Raw genomic sequence first — 17,959 nt, forward strand, 5'->3', positions numbered from 1 at the left:
CGATGACCGTGCAAAACAAGCCTTTGAATATCTTGCTGGTGCGCGTGTCGTCGCTGGGCGACGTGCTGCATAACTTGCCGATGGTGGCCGATATTGCGCGCCATTTCCCGAACGCGACCATCGACTGGGTGGTCGAAGAAAGCTACACCAGCCTGGTGCGCCTGAATCCACGGGTGGGGACGATCATCCCGTTCGCCTTGCGGCGCTGGCGCAAAAGCCTGGGCCGGCGCGCAACCCGGACCGAAATCAAGGCCTTTTTCAAGACCTTGCGACAAAAGCAATACGATTATGTGTTCGATACCCAGGGCTTGCTGAAAACCGGCATCATCATGGGCGCGGCGCGGCTGGCCCCGGGCGGTCAAAAGATCGGCCTGGCCAACGGCAGCGAAGGTTCGGGGTATGAGGGTATCTCGCGCCTGTTTCACAATAAAAGCATTGCGCTCGACCCGCGCACCCACGCGGTGGCGCGCGGCCGCCTGGTCGCGGCGGCCGCGCTGGGCTATGGCGCCGACAGTCCCGCCGATTTCGGTCTTGCCGAGCTGCCGCGTCCGATACCGTTGCCGGGCTGGATGCCGGCCGAACCGTATGCGGTGTATTTCCACGGCACCGCCCGCAATGCCAAGAAATGGGCACCGCAACACTGGATCGCGCTGGGCCGTCAACTGGCGCCGATGACTATCTTGCTGCCGTGGGGATCGGCGGCCGAAAAAGCCGAGGCGGAAGTCCTGGCGGCCAGCTTGCCGCATGCGCGGGTGTTGCCGAAATTGTCGATGGCCGATGCGGTGCTACTGGCGCGCCACGCCGCGCTGGTGGTGGGCGTCGATACCGGCCTGACCCATATCGCGGCGGCGTTGACGCGGCCGACGGTGGAAATCTACGCCGATTCGCCGCGCTGGAAAACCGAAGGCAATTGGTCGCCGAACATCATCAACCTGGGCGACCGCGGCAGACCGCCATCGGTGTCCGAAGTATTGTCCGCAGCACAGAGTTTGCTGAATCCAAGTTAAAGTTAGCGATGCGTATTTTTTATTCCCTGATGTGGTGGCTGGCCATGCCGCTGGTATTGGCGCGGCTGTGGTTGCGTGGACGCAAGGAACCGGCTTACCGGCAGCACTGGGCTGAACGGCTGGGCCTGTATGGCCGCAAACCGGGCGGCGCCATGCCGATGTCGATCTGGGTGCACGCCGTCTCGGTCGGCGAAACCCGCGCCGCCGAGCCGCTGGTGGAGGCTTTGCTGGCCGCGTGGCCGGAATGCCGCATTATCCTGACCCACATGACGCCGACTGGCCGCGCCACCGGTCAAAGCCTGTTCGCCAGGCATGGTGCGCGGCTGCTGCAATCGTATCTGCCCTACGATACCGCGACCATGGTGGGACGTTTCATCCGCCACTTTGAACCGCGTATGTGCATTTTGATGGAAACCGAAGTGTGGCCCAACCTGATCGCCGTCTGTCATCAGCGCAGCGTGCCGGTGGCCCTGGTTAACGCGCGCTTGTCGCAGCGTTCGCTGAAGCGGGCCCAGCGCCTGGGCCGCTTGATGCGCGAGGCGGCGCGCGGCATTACGCTGGTCGCGGCGCAAACCGAGGCCGACGCGCAGCGCGTGGCGCTGCTCGGTGTCAAAAATGTGGCTGTCACCGGCAGCATCAAGTTCGACGTGGTGGTGCCCGACGCCGCGCTGGCGACCGGCGCCTGGCTGCGCGGCCTGATTGGCCAGCGCCCGGTATTGTTGTGCGCCAGCACCCGCGATGGCGAGGAAGCGTTGATACTGGACGCTTATCAGCGGGCCACCAAGCTGCCTGCCGATTTGCTGTTGCTGATCGTGCCGCGCCATCCGCAGCGCTTTGAGGACGTCGAAAAAATGATCGCCGCGCGTGGCTTGTCGATGCAGCGCCGCTCGCTGCTGTCGGATGAGAGTCAATTGGCTGCCGACGTAAAAATCTTGCTGGGCGACTCGATGGGGGAAATGTTTGCCTATTACGCGGCCTGCGATTGCGCCTTCATCGGCGGCAGCCTGTTGCCGCTGGGCGGACAAAACCTGATCGAGGCGTGCGCGCTGGGCAAGCCCGTGCTGATCGGGCCGCATACCTTCAATTTCGCGCTGGTGACGCAAGATGCGCTGGCGGCCGGCGCCGCCGCGTTGACGCAAGATGCCGACGCCTTGATGCAGCGGGCGGCGGAGCTGCTGCAAGATCCGGCCGGCCTGAGTGACATGGGCCGGCATGCGCTGGTCTTTGCCAGTCAGCATCGTGGGGCGACACAGCGTACGCTGGCGTTGCTGCCTAGCCTGCTGAATGCGAAAGTGCCAGCCTGAGCGGCACTGCTATCGCGGTAATTTAAGCGAATAAGACCGGCAATTCCTGCGAGCGCTTGCGCAGCGCCTGCTTGGCGCCTTCATAATCGGGGTAGATCGACGCCACGGTGGCCCAGAAACGCGGGCTGTGGTTCATTTCCAGCAAGTGCGACAATTCATGCGCCACCACGTAATCGACCAGCGGCAGCGCGAAGTGGATCAGGCGCCAGTTCAGGCGGATCTTGCGCTGTATCGTGCATGAACCCCAGCGCGTGCCGGCCGACGACAGTGAAAACGAGTCGTAGCTGACGCCCAGTTTTTCCGCATACCGGTCCAGCCGCTCGCCGAATAGCAGCCTGGCTTCTTGCTGGTACCACGCTTTCACTTTGTCTTTCAGCTGATGCTCGGTGCCGGTCGGCGTGACCCACACGTGCAATTCCAGCGTGTCGCGGTTGAAGCTGGTCCGGTGGCGCGCCGCCTGGTGCAGCCGCAAGGTGATCTCGCCGCCGAGGTAGGGCAACGCGGCGCCATCGAGCCACGCCACCGGCGCACGTTCCAGCCGCTGCGCGCGGCGTTCGTGCCGTTCGTGCAGTTTCGACAAGATCCAGCCTTGCTTGGCGCGGATCGCATTGTCGATTTCGGCCAGCGTGATGCGTTTCGGCGCCGTCACGCGCAAGCCGTCGTCGTCGATCATGAAGCCGATCGAGCGGCGCGTCGAGCGGCGCAGCACATATTCCAGGGTATGCTGGCCCAGCCGCAATTGGCGCAGCGGCGCGGCATCGGGCGCATGCGCTGGCGGCGGGGCAGGCTGGACGGGAATGGAAGGCAGCGGCCGCGGCAAGAAGGTGCGCGGCGTTTCAGGGAATAATGGACGTACCACGGGAGATGCATCCGGCGTCGCGGCGGGAGCCGCCGACGCCGAAAAATCTTGTGCGAATAAATCCAGTTGCTGGCCGTTGACCTTGAGCGACTTCATTTGCTGTCGTAGTGCCGGCTCCTGGATTACCGCGCTGATGCCATCTAGCCAGCGTTGTAGGCGTGAGGCGAAATGACGCGCATTTCTGATTCTATCCAATTTTCCACCTGTTGCATCAAGCTGTCCGGAGTGTGCCCTTCCGATGAAATCGGCTTGCCGATCGAGACCGTGATCAAGCCTGGCCGTTTCAGGAACGACTGCTTGGGCCAGCATTCTCCCGAGTTGTGGGCGATCGGCACCACCACGGCGCCGGTTGCGATCGCCAGGCGGGTGCCGCCGCTTTTGTATTTGCCGGTTTCGCCAACGGGAATCCGGGTGCCTTCAGGGAACATGATAATCCATTGTCCGTCCGCCAGGCGGCGTTTGCCGTGGGCGACGACGCTTTTAAATGCATGTTTTCCTTGCGCCCGGTCAATCGGGATCATGCGCAGCAAGGCCATGGCCCAGCCGAAGAACGGAATGTACAGGATTTCCTTCTTGAACACATAGACCAGCGGACGTGGCAGGCTAGGCAGCAAGAAAATGGTTTCCCAGGCCGACTGGTGTTTCGACAGCACCACCGCCGGCGCATCCGGGAAATTCTCGGCGCCCTTGATTTCATAGCGGATGCCGCAAATCACTTTGGCGCACCAGATGATGAACACATTCCAGCGCGACGTGACGTAATAACGCTGGTTGTACGACAGCGGCGCCGCGAAGAAGCAGACGCAGGCCCAGATGATGGTGGCGATGATCATGATGATCATGAACAACAAAGAACGCAGGAACAGGGAAAGATTGCGCAACGCGGTCTCCAGAATTAAACAGAAAAAGCAACGGTGGGCGAGGGCGCCTCTGCCGTCTTCAGCAAATGGTTGACCATCGCGGCCAGGTCGGGAAAGACCATGGTGCCGGGCGGCAAACCGCCGGTGGCCTGGGTTTTTCCGCCCTTGCCGGTCAATACCAGGTAAGGCGTGCAGCCGCTGATGAAACCGGCCTGCAAGTCGCGCAGCGAATCGCCGACGGTCGGCACGCCCTTCAGGCTGATGTTATAGCGTTGTGAAATTTCATGGAACATGCCCGGTTTCGGCTTGCGGCAGTCGCAATTGTCGGCCCCGGCGTGCGGACAGAAAAACACCGCGTCGATATCGGCGCCCACTTGCTGCGCCAGCGTATGCATCTTTTGGTGTATCGTATTCAATACCGTCATGTCGAAGTATTCGCGCGCGATGCCGGACTGGTTCGAGGCGATCACCACGCGGTAGCCAGCCTGGTTCAGGCGCGCGATCGCTTCCAGCGAGCCGGGGATCGGCAGCCACTCGGCCGGCGATTTGATGAAGTCCGGCGAGTCATGATTAATGACGCCGTCGCGGTCGAGGATAATCAGTTTCATCGCCGGAGTTCCCATTTATGCCGCCAGTTTCGAAATGTCGGCAACCCGGTTCAGCATGCCGTGCAGCGACGATAACAGCGCCAGACGGTTATTGCGCAAGGCCAAGTCTTCAGCCATCACCATCACATCGTTGAAGAACGCATCGACATCGTCGCGCAATTGCGCCAGCGTTTTCAGCGTGCCGGCAAAGTCGCCGCTGCCGAAGGCTGCATCGATTTGCGGCTGTACCCGCACGACCGCGGCGGCCAGGTTGCGCTCGGCGGCGTCTTGCAGCAAGGCGGCATTGACGCCGCTCGCGGCGACCTGGCTCAGCGCTTCTTCGTTTTTCTTCAGGATATTCGTGATGCGCTTGTTGGCGGCGGCCAGCGACGCGCTTTCCGGCAAGGCGGCAAACGCCTGCACGGCTTCCAGGCGCTGCACGATGTCGTCCAGCCGATCCGGGTGCTGCGCCACCACCGCTTCGATTTCATTTGGCGAGAAACCCCGTTCGCGCAAGATGCCGCGCAGGCGGTCCAGCATGAAGGCAGTCACTTCGGCGACCGGATCCTTGAAGCCCGGCACGGCCGCGAATTGCGCCGCGGCGGCCGACAGCAAGCCGTTGATCGACAGCGGCAAGCGTTTTTCCAGCAACATGCGCAGCACGCCCAGCGCGTGGCGGCGCAGCGCGAACGGGTCCTTGTCGCCGGTCGGCTGCAAGCCGATGGCCCAGATGCCGACCAGGGTTTCCAGCTTGTCGGCCAGCGCCACGGCGGTGCCGGTGTTGGTGGTCGGCAAGCTGTCGCCGGCAAAGCGCGGCTGGTAATGTTCCGACGCGGCTAGCGCCACCTCTTCCGCTTCGCCGTCGTGACGAGCGTAATAGGTACCCATGATGCCTTGCAATTCAGGGAATTCACCGACCATGTCGGTCAGCAAGTCGGCCTTGGCCAGCAAGGCGCCACGTTCCGCCAGCGCCACGTCGGCGCCCAGTTGCGCCGCGATGATGCCGGCCAGCGCCGTGACGCGGCCGGTGCGTTCGGCCTGGGTGCCCAGCTTGTTGTGGTAAACCACGTTGGCCAGCAGCGGCAAGCGCGATTCCAGGGTTTTCTTCTTGTCTTGCTCGAAGAAAAACTTGGCGTCCGACAGGCGCGGGCGCACCACGCGCTCATTGCCGCCGATGATGTGCTCAGGCGTGCCGGTAGCGATGTTCGAGACGATCAGGAAACGCGAACGCAGCTTGCCGGCACTGTCGGTCAGCGCAAAGTATTTCTGGTTGGTTTGCATGGTCAGGATCAGGCATTCCTGCGGCACGGCCAGGAATTCCTCTTCGAAATGGCAGGCGTACACCACCGGCCATTCGACCAGCGCGGTCACTTCGTCGAGCAGCGCTTCCGGCATCAGCACCTGGTCGGTACCGGCAGTGGCCAGCAATTGGGCGCGGATGCTGTCTTTACGGGTCTCGTTGCCGGCAATCACCTTGCCTGCGCTTTCCAGCACCGCCGCGTAGTCGTCGGCGTGCTTGATGACGATCGCCTGGCCATCGCTGAGGAAGCGGTGGCCCAGCGTGCTGCGGCCGGCGGACAGGCCCAGCAGGGTCAGCGGTACGATATTGACGCCATGCAAGGCGATCAGGCTGTGCACCGGACGCACGAATTGCACGGTGCTGCCGTCCGGACGCTGGTAGCTCATCACTTTCGGGATCGGCAGCTTGGCGGCGGATTCGGCCAAGGCCAGTTGCAAGCCGGTTTCCAGCTTGCTGCCGGGCGCGCTGTAGCTGTAGAAGAAGCTTTCAGCCTTGCCGTCGGCGGCCCGTTCCAGTTCGGCCACGGTGACATCCGGGAACCCCAGCGCGGCCAGTTTCTTGGCCAGCGGCGGCGTGCCGTTGCCATTCGCATCCAGCGCGACCGACACCGGCAGCACTTTTTCGCGGATCGCCTTGTCCGGCGATACTTCGCGCACGTTGCTGATCGAGACCGCCAGGCGGCGCGGCGTGGAATAGGTGGTGGCGATACTGTCGGCTTCGAGGAAGTCGCGCGATTTCAAGCCATTGACGATGCCTGCGGCAAACGCGGCGCCCAGCTTGGCAAGCGCGTTCGGCGGCAATTCTTCAGTCAGTAATTCGATTAAGAGTGTGTGGTTCATATTGTATTCTGGTCTGGTTCTGATCGGGAAGTCACACGCTGCCTGGGGCGCTGGCTGCAGGCGCTGGCTGGGCCGGCAGCATCGGGAAGCCGAGCCGTTCGCGCGAATCGTAATACGCTTGCGCGACCAGGCGCGACAGGGTGCGCACCCGGCCGATATAGGCGGCGCGTTCGGTCACCGAAATGGCGCCGCGCGCGTCCAGCATATTGAAACTGTGCGACGCCTTCATGATTTTCTCGTAGGCCGGCAAGGTCAGTTGCAATTCGATCAGGCGCTTGGCTTCCGCTTCATCGTTGGCGAATTGGCTGAACAGCAAGTCGGTATTGGCGTGTTCGAAGTTGTAGGTCGATTGTTCCACTTCGTTTTGATGGAACACGTCGCCGTAGGTCAGCTTCTTGCTGATGCCGTTTTCCTGCCATTCGGTCCAGACCAAGTCGTAGACGTTTTCGACGCCCTGCAAATACATCGCCAGACGCTCGATGCCGTAGGTGATTTCGCCCAGCACCGGCTTGCAATCGAGGCCGCCCACTTGCTGGAAATAGGTGAACTGGGTCACTTCCATGCCGTTCAGCCAGACTTCCCAACCCAGGCCCCAGGCGCCCAAGGTCGGGCTTTCCCAGTTATCTTCGACGAAACGCACGTCATTCTGCTGCAAATCCAGGCCCAGCGCCGCCAGCGAACCGAGATACAGGTCGAGGATGTTTTCCGGCGCCGGTTTCAAGACCACCTGGTATTGGTAGTAATGCTGCATGCGGTTCGGGTTGTCGCCATAACGGCCATCTTTCGGACGGCGCGACGGCTGCACATACGCGGCGCGCCAAGGCTCCGGGCCGATCGCGCGCAGGAAGGTGCCGGTGTGGAAGGTGCCGGCGCCGACTTCCATGTCGTAGGGCTGGAGCAGGGCGCAGCCTTGCTGGTCCCAGTAGTTTTGCAAGGTCAGGATAATTTGTTGGAATGTGAGCATCGTCGTCATCGCTGCGTCTCCCACGGCTTGCGCGCATGGGTACGCTAAGGGTTCGCTAAAGCGGCTAATTTTAGCGGGTTTTAAAGGGTGGCTGTAACTCTTCCGGCAAGTATCGCCGATATAGACAGAAATTACAGCCGAATGTCATGCTATCGGCTACTTTCCGGCGCCGCAGCCGTCTGTTTGCGTGCTTCGCGGGCCAGCAGGAAGGCGCCGGTCAGCGCCAGGACGATCAGTACCAGGATACCGTTATTGCCATACAAGATGTAGGGCGTCATGCCGCCCATGCCTTGCACCGTCGCCGCCAGCGTGCCGCGGGTATCCTGGGCCAGACGGCTGACCACCTTGCCGTTCTGGTCGATGACGGCGGTGGCGCCGGTATTGGTCGAACGCAACATCGGGCGTCCGGTTTCCAGGCTGCGCATTTGCGAGATCTGCAAATGCTGCGGAATCGCGACCGACGCGCCATACCACGCCAGGTTGGAAATATTCAACAGCACCGATGCCGATTGTTGGCCGGTATTGTGCGCCGATGCCAGCTGGTCGGCGATTTCTTCGCCAAACAAGTCTTCGTAGCAAATATTTGGCAGCACCAGCTGGTCGCGCACCTTGAACGGCGGCTGCACCGCCGGACCACGGCGGAAGTCGCCCAGCGGGATCGACATCAGGTCGACAAACCAGCGGAAACCGGCCGGGATGAATTCGCCGAACGGCACCAGGTGGTGCTTGTCGTAACGATAAGGCTTGGCGCCGGCCATCGGCCAGAAACCCAGTGCGCTATTCGAATACACGGTCGGGCTTTCCATCAGCGGTATGCCGACCAGCAAGTAGCTATTGCTGCTGTGCGCATACTCGGCCAGGCTGCTCAGGTAATCGGGCGGCAAGTCTTTCGGGAACCAGGCCACCGCCGTTTCCGGCGTCGCGATCAGGTCGGCCGGTTCGGCGCGTATCATGTCGCGGTACATGTCCAGCGTCGCCGTGGCGCGTTCGACGCTGAATTTCTCGTCTTGCGGAATATTGCCTTGAAGCAGGCGCACGCTGATCGGGCGGCCGACCGGATGGGTCCAGGCGATAAATTGCAAACCGTAAGCGGCCGCGAACAAGGCGAATAATCCCGCCAGCGCGTGGTAGCGGCGGCGATGCATCAACAGCAGCAGCGCGCCGGCGCTGAGCGCCGCCAGCCAGCCGAGGCCGTATACGCCCAGCACCGGCGCAAAGCCGGCCAACGGGCTGGTGTTGTGCGCGTAACCGGCCGATACCCAAGGAAAACCGGTGAACAGCCAGCCGCGCACCCATTCGAACAAGCTCCACATCGACGGCAGCACCAGTAGCGTGGTCAGCGGCAGCGACAAGATCCAGCGCTTGCGCAGCCACGCCGCCGCGCCCATCGCCAGCGCCACGTACAGGCCCATGAACAGCGCCAGCAGCGCGATCGCCAGCGCCGCCAGCACCGACGGCAAGCCGCCGAAGCGGTGCAGCGCGATGAACAGCCAGTGGATGCCTGCGGCGCACCAGCCGAAGCCGTAGGCCCAGCCGATCAGGAAGCCGCTTTTGACGCCATTGGCGCGCAACATCTGGTAAAACAGGATCGCCAGGCTGACGATTTGCAGCGGCCAGTAGCCGAACGGAGCGAACGCCAGCACGCCGGCAGCGCCGGCGAGGGCGGCAATCAGCATGCGCGCCCGGGTGCTGCGGGGCGGTTTGGCGGGGTCGGAGGGGGTTGCGCGTCGAAAGCGCATTTCAGATTTTTTGCATTTCAGGGTTACAGTTCAAGTTCGGGTATCTCCGGCAATCGCTCGACCAGCAGCACATGCACTTGGCGCGCATCGGCGCGCAATACTTCGAAGCGCAGGTTGCCCAGGTCGAACACGTCGCCCTTGTGCGCCATGCGCCCCAGGTGGTTCGACACCAGGCCGCCGATGGTGTCGACATCCTCGTCCGACAAGTGGGCGTTCAGCGCTTCATTGAACTGGCTGATCTCGGTCAGCGCCTTGACGCGCCAGCGCGAACCCAGCTGGCCTTCCTTGATCGACAGGATATTGTCTTCTTCTTCGTCGAAATCGTATTCATCTTCGATATCGCCGACGATTTGCTCCAGTACGTCCTCGATCGTGATCAGGCCGGCCACGCCGCTGTATTCATCGACCACGATCGCCATGTGATTGTGGTTGGCGCGGAAGTCGCGCAGCAGCACGTTCAGGCGTTTCGATTCGGGGATGAAGATAGCGGGGCGCAACATGTCGCGCACGTCGAACGATTCTTCGGCGTAATAGCGCAGCAAGTCTTTCGCCAGCAAGATGCCGATGACCTTGTCGCGCTCGCCTTCGATCGCCGGAAAGCGCGAGTGGGCGGTCGACAGCACGGTGGGCATCCATTCTTCGATCGGCTTGCTGATGTCGATGACATCCATTTGCGAGCGCGGCACCATGATGTCGCGCGCGGACAGGTCGGATACCTGGAACACCCCCTCGATCATCGACAGGGCGTCGGCGTCGATCAGGTTGCGCTCATGCGCATCGTGCAGAACTTCAAGGAGTTCCGCGCGGTTCTCGGGCTCGGGGGAAATCAGTGCGGTCAAGCGTTCAAACAGTGACCGGTGGGGCTTGGCGTCAGTTTTGACGCCACTAGGGTGCTCTTGCATAGGAGGCGTGAGCCGTTGTTGCGAAGGGATATAGGATACACGAAAAGGGGTGCCCGGGTCGCCTTTGTCACAAAATCATGTTTTGGATCAGTGCGCCCGGGCTGTCAGGAAACGCCGGCAGCTCAGCCCGGCAAGCCGTTTTGCAGCGCTGCCACGGCGCTTTGCCAAGCGTCGTAATGTTCGCTCTCCTGCCACAGCTGGCGCAATTCCGACTGTTCCGACAAGATCCGCGCCAACGCGGCCCTGGCCTTGCCGATCAGCGGCGGTGTGACGTTCTGCTGGCGCCGGCCGACCCAGCCGTCGATATCGGCGATGTCTTCACTGCCCGGCTTGCCGAGCAGGCGCAGCAGCACGTCGACGGCGGCCAGCGCCTCGGCGGCGAACGGCGCTTCCAGTATTTCTTCGTGACTATCGATGACGTTATCGAGGGTGGTCTCGATCAATTCCAGGTTTTTGTATTCCTGCAAATCTTGCGCCCAGTCCATCGCGTAATCGTTGCCGAAGGCATCGGCCGACCATGTCGCCATCGTGTTTCCTTGTCAATATCAATCAAAACGCTATTGTGGCACGCCGGCCAGGATTGGTTGCCGCAACCATCACAAACCGGCATCGTGTTCGGCGGCAAAACACTTGCCAACCTTCGATGGCGCCACGGAAGCCGCACGGCCTGGTAAATCATCCGTGAGCGACGGCGGTCGCCGCTGCCGTCTAGCTGCGCTTATTCCTGGTATGGATCGCTGATGCCGAGCCTGGCCAGGATCTCGGTTTCCAGTCCTTCCATCTCGGCCGCTTCGTCATCGTCCATGTGGTCGTAGCCTTGCGCGTGCAGCACGCCATGGACGATCAAATGGGCGGTGTGTTCTTCGACCGATTTTTTTTGCTCGGCGGCTTCCTGTTCCAGCACATCGGTGCACAGGATGATGTCGGCCCGGCTCGGCTCGTCGTCCGCCAGCTCTTCCCCTTCGTTGTAGGCGAAGGTCAGCACGTTGGTGGCGTAATCCTTTTCGCGGTAATCGCGGTTCAGGTTGCGGCCTTCCTCGGCGTCGACGAAGCGGATGGTGAATTCGGCCGGCGCCAGCAGCGCCGCCTTGACCCAGCGCCGCACTTTCGGCCGGCTGATGATGGCTTGCAGCCGGGTGTCGGGATATTGCACCGACAACGACAATTTATTTTTTTCGGACATTTTTAATCGTGCTTGCTTGTAATAAAGGGGCGATCTCGGCGCTGGCGGCTTGCGCCGACTCATAGGCATCGACGATGCGCGCGACCAATGGATGGCGCACGACGTCGGTGCTGTTGAATTGCGTGAAGGCAATGCCACGCACGTCTTTCAACACCTGGATCGCATCGACCAGGCCGCTCTTCTGGCTTTTTTGCAAATCGACCTGGGTCACGTCGCCGGTGACCACGGCCTTGCTGCCGAAACCGATGCGCGTCAAAAACATCTTCATTTGTTCGACGGTGGTGTTTTGCGCCTCGTCGAGGATCACGAAGGCGTGATTCAGCGTGCGCCCGCGCATATACGCCAGCGGGGCGATTTCGATGACTTGTTTTTCAAACAGTTTCTGGGTCCGGTCAAACCCGAGCAAATCGTACAGCGCGTCGTACAGCGGACGCAGGTAGGGGTCGACTTTTTGCGCCAGGTCGCCGGGCAGGAAGCCCAGCCGTTCGCCCGCTTCGACCGCCGGGCGGGTCAGGATGATGCGCTTGACGGCGTCGCGTTCCAGCGCATCGACCGCGCAGGCCACCGCCAGATACGTCTTGCCGGTGCCGGCCGGGCCGACGCCGAAGCTGATGTCGTGTTCCAGGATGTTGCGCAGGTAGCCGATCTGGTGCGGCGTGCGGCCGCGCAAGTCGCTGCGCCGGGTTTTCAGCGCCGGGCTGGCGATGTCCGGCTCGATGAACGGCGTCACGCTGGCGCTGGCGGCCGGGTGGTGTTCGGACGCGGCCGACAGGCCGGCGCGCTGTTCCACCAGCGCCAGTTGTACTTCTTCCAGCGGCACCACCTTGTTGGCGATGGCATAGAACTGTTCCAGGATTTGCACCGCGCGCTCGGCATTGCTGCCGCCGACGATGAATTTTTCGCCGCGGCGGAAAATGGTCACGTCGAGCGCGGCGGAAATCTGGCGCAGGTTTTCATCGAGCGGTCCGCACAAATGGGCCAGCCGGGTATTGTCCAGCGGCTCTGGAATGAAATAATGCGGCTGGATCGGGGCTTTGGTTTTCAACTGGCTCTTTTCAAGTCGTGGGCGATGGCGACCAGGTCGCCGCGCAAGGTGTAGGAATAACTGTCGGTGATGCGCACGTCGACCAGCTGGCCGACCAGCTGCAAGCCGTCCGGGCCGGCGTCGAAGTTGACTACCCGGTTGTTTTCGGTGCGGCCCTGCAATTCGCTGGAATCGGTGTCTTTCTTGGAGCGGCCTTCGACCAGGATGCGCTGCACCGAACCGACCATCGCCAGGCTGTATTTCTTGGTGTTGGCGTCTATGGCGGCTTGCAATTGTTGCAGGCGAGCCAGCTTGACCTCATGCGGCGTGTCGTCTTCCAGGTTGGCGGCCGGCGTGCCGGGACGCTTGCTGAAGATGAAACTGTAGCTGTTGTCGAAACCGACATCGTTGATCAACTTCATCATCGCATCGAAATCGGCTTGCGTTTCGCCGGGGAAGCCGACGATGAAGTCCGACGAGATCGCCATGTTCGGGCGCACCGCGCGAATGCGGCGGATGATCGATTTGTATTCCAGGCCGGTGTAGCCGCGTTTCATCGCGCCGAGGATTTTGTCGGAGCCGTGTTGCGCCGGCAAATACAGGTGGTCCACCAGTTGCGGGATTTTTGCATAGGCGTCGATCAGGCGCTGGGTGAATTCCTTCGGATGGCTGGTGACGAAGCGCATGCGTTCGATGCCGGGAATGTCCGCCACGTATTCCAGCAGCAGCGCGAAGTCGGCGATCTCGCCATTGTCCATCAGGCCGCGGAAGGCATTGACGTTTTGCCCGAGCAAGGTGATTTCCTTGACGCCTTGCGCCGCCAGGCCCGCCACTTCGGTCAGCACGTCCTCGAAGCGGCGCGACACTTCTTCGCCGCGGGTGTACGGCACCACGCAATAACTGCAATATTTGCTGCAGCCTTCCATGATCGAGACGAACGCCGACGCGCCGTCGACCTTGGCCGGCGGCAAGTGGTCGAATTTTTCGATTTCGGGAAAACTGATGTCGACTTGCGCCGCGCCGCTGCTGCGCCGCAATTGGATCATTTGCGGCAAGCGGTGCAGCGTTTGCGGGCCGAACACCATGTCGACATATGGCGCGCGCTTGACGATGGCGTCGCCTTCCTGCGACGCGACGCAGCCGCCGACGCCGATCAGCAGGTTCGGGTTGGCCTGCTTCAATTCACGCAGCCGGCCGAGGTCGGAAAACACTTTTTCCTGGGCCTTTTCGCGTACCGAACACGTGTTGAGCAGGATCACGTCGGCGTCTTCCGGGCGCTCGGTGCGCACCAGGCCGTCCGACGCGCCGAGCACGTCGGCCATCTTGTCCGAGTCATACTCGTTCATTTGGCAACCGAAGGTTTTGATGAATACTTTTTTCTGCATGGAATCGGGTGCTTACTTTCTGGATGCTGCTGGTCTATGGATGCTGCTGCCCACGCGGGCCGGCGTGCCAGGCCGGCCACTTCTACTACGCGCCAAGGCGCTAGTTTAACGTAATTCGTGTCAACCGGCCATGCCGCGCCCGGTCAGGCGCCGGGGGAGCTTGCCCTGTAAAAACAATGAGTTGTAAAAATGCGCCCCGGCTCTTGCGTGCGCTGCGACATCGTCCGATGTGTTGAAATGTCATCGTTGTTAAGCTTACCAGTTGATTGCTTGATATGTAACAACGTTTGATTTGCGTTGGCAGGCAGGTCACCGTCGATGGGAATAGTATATTGTATTAATTGCAATTTCTCCGGGGGAGTTGCAGGAAGTGGTCCTCGATACCGGGCCGGTCTGACCGGAGCTTGAAGCAGCCTGTTTGGGATAGCCAAGGTCAGCAGGGTAAGGCGTAAATTTATGGAACTTATTTGACGAAACTAAGTCTTCCTTAAGTTCGAATCGGCATTATTTTCATCACTTACTACACTACACGAGGAAAAATCATGACTCAACATTCTCTTGCTTCCCAAGAAAGCTACAACCCTAACCACTTGCTCGATATTTTGCTGGGCAAGATGCAGTTGAAGAATGATGCCGCCCTGTCGCGCCTGCTGGAAGTGGCGCCACCGGTGATCAGCAAGATCCGCCATCATCGCTTGCCGGTCGGCGCATCGCTGCTGATACGCATGCATGAAGTGACCGGCATGAGCATCCGCGACCTGCGCGATTTGATGGGCGACCGGCGCACCAAATATCGTCTGTCCGATGCCCAAGGCCGGCCAAAAGCGGAAGACCGTACCGATACCCAGGAATCGAACTACGCTCACTGACGCGGTTGTGATCCATGCGTAAAAAGTGTTGTTTGAACGGCGCCGGAAACCAGCTTGTCCAGTTCTTTCCGGCGTCCAGTCTGCCCCCCGTTGCAACACAGTCTTGCCTCAGCCCAGCAAGGCGGTGGTAATTTCCTCGTAGCGCAATTCGGTTTCGCGAAACACGCTCAGATAACTTTCCTGGTTCAGGCCCAATGCATGCCAGGCGACATCCGACACCCGCGGCACGAGATCGTCAACCACCTGCGTCAGGTCAAGCGCATGCACGATCGCATCGGCGACGTGTATGATCGAGGCCAGGAAGCCCGCGCCCTGCGTCTCCGGCTCGTGGTGCCAGGCAATCGCCAGCCGCATCGTATCCGAAAAATTCCAGTGTTCGGCCAGCGCCACGCCGGCTTGCACATGATCGACTCCCAGCACGTCCCGTTCCGCATCGAGCAGATAACAATCGTGGGCTGCGCGGTAGGCCAGCACTTGCTCGACATGTTGCGGAAAACTGCTGACCAGCACCAGCCGCCCTATATCGTGCAGCAAGCCGGCCGTGAACGCGTAATCCTGGTTGAAGCGGATATGCCGTGCAAGGATGCGCGCGCAGGCGGCGGTGGCGATCGAATGGCGCCAGAACGCCTTGTCGTCGAAACCCTTGCAGCCGCCTTCCGGGAAGCAGCCGGTGATGGCCGCCGCCGTGATCAGGTTGCGGGTGGTCTGGAAACCCAGGTAAGTGATCGCCTGCTGGATCGTGGTGGCTTTCACTTGCAAGCCGTATTGCGAGGAATTGGCCAGCCGCAGCGTCTTGGCGGTCAGCGCCTGGTCGTACGACACCTTCTTGGCCAGTACCGAGATATCGATATTTTCCTGGTCTATATTGTTGAGCAATTCCATCACCACCGCCGGCAGCGACGGCAAGTCATCCAGGTGCTGCACGATCTCGTCGTAGCTCAGCGGCATGATCGGTTCGGTACTCATGCCGGCTCCTGCGCGCCGGAGCGGTAAGCGGTGACGACACTGCGCAACAAGCTGGTCGCGTCCGGGCCGTCCTGGTTTTGCTCCTGGCCTGGCTCGCTGTCTGCGTCAAGATTGTGTTTGCGGAACAAATGCGTCAGGCGTTCCAGGCGGCGCTGGCGCGCGGCGGCCACTTCTTCTTCCGAGAGCGCTAACGTGAGCAGGATCGGCAACATTTCGATGCCGTAGCGCGGCAGGCTGGCCAGCATGGATTCGGTCAGCACGGTCCCTTGCGGCAGCAAAACCTGGCCCTGCAGACCTAATAATTGGTCCGATAAAATCATTCCTGGTGTAACTTGTTCCAGCGCTAGGTGTTGATGTTTGGCCGGCATGGTGAGTCCTTAATTTTGGTTTGAAGATATTACCATTGCTTTGTCGCAATGTCTTGGGCTCATATCAAAGCTTCGCTGGCGGCGCTCCGCAAACGCTGGCGGCAAGGTTTTCGTCTTGCCAAGAAAGGGGTCATCACGTACATTCTTGGATAACAGGTTCTTGCTGTTCTTATATTTCTTGCCGTGCGCCGCCAGTCCGGGCACTGGCCCGGGAGTGTTTTCATGGTGCGTATCCAAGTCCGGCTGACTCTGCTGTTTGTCGTGATCGTCACGCTGGTGCTTGGCATTTCCGGCAGCTATACCCAATATACGCTGGCCAGGGAATTGGAGGCAGGCAGCCAGCGCTTGCGCCAGGGCGTGTTGACGCGCCTGCAAACCAGCTTGCCGTCGGCGCTGTGGGACCTGGATAAGTCCAAGGTCGACAGCATTGTTGCAGCGGAAATGTTGCCGCCGGAATTGGTGGCGATCCGTGTCTACGATTCCTCGGTCGGCCTGTTTTCCGGGAAAATGCGCAACGCCACCGGCATGGTGGTGGCGCTGGCCGCCGATAACGGCATGCCGGGTGCGCAAGCCGAGGCGCCGCTGGTGTTCCGCGAAGCCGTCGCCACCTCCGTCAACAGCAAGCCGGTGATTGTCGGCCGGGTGGTGGTCAATTTCAGCCGCGATCAGATCGATACCGCGCTGCGCGCCGAAGTCCGGCGCAAGGTCATGGAAGTATTGCTGCTCGACTTGATCCTGGTGGCGGCGCTGGTGCTGAGCTTGCGTATCGTGTTTGGCCCCTTGAAACAATTGCGCGATGGCTTGTTCGACCTGGCCACGCGCGGCAGCGACGAAGTCGAGGAATTGCCGGAAACCCGGCGCGACGAACTGGGCGACGTGATCCGCGGCTTTAACGCGGTGCAGCGCAAACTGCAATCGATCATCGAACGCATCCGCGAAGCGGAAGATGCGGCGCGCAGTTCGCAGCAAGCGACGGTCCAGGCGATGGATGAATTGCGGCGCGCCCAGGAATCGCTGCTGCAATCTGAACGGCTGGCCTCGCTCGGCAGCCTGGTGGCCGGCGTGGCCCATGAAATCAATACGCCGGTCGGCATCGCGCTGACCAGCGCCTCGGTGCTGAAGGACGCCACCGACAGCGTGCTGCTGGCGGTGCAGGACGGCGCGGTCAGGAAATCGGATATCTTGCGCTACCTCGAAACGGCCGGCGAAAGCGCGCGCCTGATCATGAACAACGCTTACCGCGCGGCGCACCTGATCCACAGCTTCAAGCAAATCGCGGTCGACCAGGTCAGCGAGGCGCACCGCCAGTTCGGCTTGCGCGACTATATCGAAGAGGTGATGGCCAGCTTGCAGCCGACCTTGAAAAAGACCCAGGTGCAGATCGTCATTCACTGCCCTGAAGATATTGTGCTCGACAGCTATCCGGGTGCGCTGGCGCAAGTGCTGACCAATCTGACCTTGAATTGCCTGGAACATGCTTTTGATGCGGAGATGGCCGGCGTCATCGATATCCGGGCCCGCCGCGATGGCGGCGACTGGATCGAAATGTGTGTCAGCGATAATGGCAAGGGTATCGCGCCGGACATGATAGACCGCGTCTTCGATCCCTTCGTGACGACCCGGCGCGGCCAGGGCGGCACCGGACTGGGATTAAATATCGTGTTTAACTTGATTGCCAAGCAGTTTGGCGGCACCATCTCGGTGAGCAGTACCTTGGGACAGGGCGCCAGCTTCTTGCTGCGCATGCCGCGCGTGACGCCGATGTGCGACGAGGCCGCCGCCACGCCAGGCTGAAGGAGGAAA

17 protein-coding genes are annotated in these 17,959 nt (G+C 61.2%); 4 read left to right on the forward strand and 13 right to left on the reverse strand.

Annotation, left to right across the window (positions count from 1 at the left end; all coding sequences use genetic code 11):
- The first annotated feature begins 2 nt into the window (after window positions 1-2).
- Window positions 3-1,007, forward strand: coding sequence for a lipopolysaccharide heptosyltransferase I (waaC, locus tag GJA_RS03775; RefSeq protein WP_038488966.1), 1,005 nt, complete (start codon window positions 3-5; stop codon window positions 1,005-1,007).
- Between the two features lie 8 nt (window positions 1,008-1,015).
- A complete protein-coding gene (waaA, locus tag GJA_RS03780; RefSeq protein WP_038488969.1) occupies window positions 1,016-2,311 on the forward strand; it encodes a lipid IV(A) 3-deoxy-D-manno-octulosonic acid transferase in 1,296 nt (431 codons plus the stop codon).
- Between the two features lie 22 nt (window positions 2,312-2,333).
- Here the strand turns inward: waaA and GJA_RS03785 are convergent, their stop codons facing one another.
- The 11 genes from GJA_RS03785 to miaB form a co-directional block, all read right to left on the reverse strand.
- Window positions 2,334-3,266, reverse strand: coding sequence for a M48 family metallopeptidase (locus GJA_RS03785; protein ID WP_038488972.1), 933 nt, complete (start codon window positions 3,264-3,266; stop codon window positions 2,334-2,336).
- Between the two features lie 44 nt (window positions 3,267-3,310).
- The gene (locus tag GJA_RS03790; protein WP_038488975.1) at window positions 3,311-4,051 is read right to left on the reverse strand and encodes a lysophospholipid acyltransferase family protein; all 741 of its coding nucleotides are present in this window, start codon (window positions 4,049-4,051) and stop codon (window positions 3,311-3,313) included.
- 14 nt (window positions 4,052-4,065) lie between these two features.
- Window positions 4,066-4,638, reverse strand: a complete 573-nt coding sequence (gene gmhB, locus GJA_RS03795) for a D-glycero-beta-D-manno-heptose 1,7-bisphosphate 7-phosphatase (protein WP_038488979.1) — start codon at window positions 4,636-4,638, stop codon at window positions 4,066-4,068.
- Window positions 4,639-4,653: 15 nt separating this feature from the next.
- Window positions 4,654-6,756: a glycine--tRNA ligase subunit beta gene (gene glyS, locus GJA_RS03800; RefSeq protein WP_038488982.1), complete on the reverse strand. Its 2,103-nt coding sequence runs from the start codon at window positions 6,754-6,756 to the stop codon at window positions 4,654-4,656.
- A 31-nt stretch (window positions 6,757-6,787) separates the two neighbouring features.
- Entirely contained in the window at window positions 6,788-7,720 is a 933-nt protein-coding gene (gene glyQ, locus GJA_RS03805) for a glycine--tRNA ligase subunit alpha (protein ID WP_038498619.1), read from the reverse strand.
- Window positions 7,721-7,869: 149 nt separating this feature from the next.
- Complete coding sequence (lnt, locus tag GJA_RS03810) at window positions 7,870-9,396, reverse strand: apolipoprotein N-acyltransferase (RefSeq protein ID WP_144241415.1); 1,527 nt, start codon at window positions 9,394-9,396, stop codon at window positions 7,870-7,872.
- Window positions 9,397-9,482: 86 nt separating this feature from the next.
- Window positions 9,483-10,361, reverse strand: coding sequence for an HlyC/CorC family transporter (locus tag GJA_RS03815; protein WP_038488987.1), 879 nt, complete (start codon window positions 10,359-10,361; stop codon window positions 9,483-9,485).
- 122 nt (window positions 10,362-10,483) lie between these two features.
- The gene (locus GJA_RS03820; RefSeq protein WP_038488990.1) at window positions 10,484-10,888 is read right to left on the reverse strand and encodes a DUF4259 domain-containing protein; all 405 of its coding nucleotides are present in this window, start codon (window positions 10,886-10,888) and stop codon (window positions 10,484-10,486) included.
- A 191-nt stretch (window positions 10,889-11,079) separates the two neighbouring features.
- The gene (gene ybeY / locus GJA_RS03825; RefSeq protein ID WP_038488993.1) at window positions 11,080-11,544 is read right to left on the reverse strand and encodes an rRNA maturation RNase YbeY; all 465 of its coding nucleotides are present in this window, start codon (window positions 11,542-11,544) and stop codon (window positions 11,080-11,082) included.
- Window positions 11,528-12,589, reverse strand: a complete 1,062-nt coding sequence (locus tag GJA_RS03830) for a PhoH family protein (protein ID WP_038488995.1) — start codon at window positions 12,587-12,589, stop codon at window positions 11,528-11,530. The genes ybeY and GJA_RS03830 overlap by 17 nt, the downstream gene beginning before the upstream one ends.
- A complete protein-coding gene (gene miaB / locus GJA_RS03835) occupies window positions 12,586-13,953 on the reverse strand; it encodes a tRNA (N6-isopentenyl adenosine(37)-C2)-methylthiotransferase MiaB (RefSeq protein ID WP_038488997.1) in 1,368 nt (455 codons plus the stop codon). The genes GJA_RS03830 and miaB overlap by 4 nt, the downstream gene beginning before the upstream one ends.
- A gap of 542 nt (window positions 13,954-14,495) precedes the next feature.
- Here miaB and GJA_RS03840 point away from each other — a divergent pair.
- A complete protein-coding gene (locus GJA_RS03840; RefSeq protein WP_038489000.1) occupies window positions 14,496-14,822 on the forward strand; it encodes a hypothetical protein in 327 nt (108 codons plus the stop codon).
- Window positions 14,823-14,930: 108 nt separating this feature from the next.
- Here GJA_RS03840 and GJA_RS03845 read toward each other — a convergent pair whose 3' ends face one another.
- Both GJA_RS03845 and GJA_RS03850 read right to left on the reverse strand, forming a co-directional pair.
- The gene (locus GJA_RS03845; protein WP_038489003.1) at window positions 14,931-15,788 is read right to left on the reverse strand and encodes an HDOD domain-containing protein; all 858 of its coding nucleotides are present in this window, start codon (window positions 15,786-15,788) and stop codon (window positions 14,931-14,933) included.
- Window positions 15,785-16,156, reverse strand: a complete 372-nt coding sequence (locus GJA_RS03850) for a hypothetical protein (RefSeq protein WP_038489006.1) — start codon at window positions 16,154-16,156, stop codon at window positions 15,785-15,787. Before GJA_RS03850 ends, GJA_RS03845 begins: the two co-directional genes overlap by 4 nt.
- Before the next feature lie 222 nt (window positions 16,157-16,378).
- Here GJA_RS03850 and GJA_RS03855 point away from each other — a divergent pair, with 222 nt between their 5' ends.
- Window positions 16,379-17,950, forward strand: coding sequence for a sensor histidine kinase (locus tag GJA_RS03855; RefSeq protein WP_038489009.1), 1,572 nt, complete (start codon window positions 16,379-16,381; stop codon window positions 17,948-17,950).
- Window positions 17,951-17,959: the final 9 nt, after the last annotated feature.

It is taken from the genome of Janthinobacterium agaricidamnosum NBRC 102515 = DSM 9628 (assembly GCF_000723165.1).
Classification (GTDB): domain Bacteria; phylum Pseudomonadota; class Gammaproteobacteria; order Burkholderiales; family Burkholderiaceae_D; genus Janthinobacterium; species Janthinobacterium agaricidamnosum.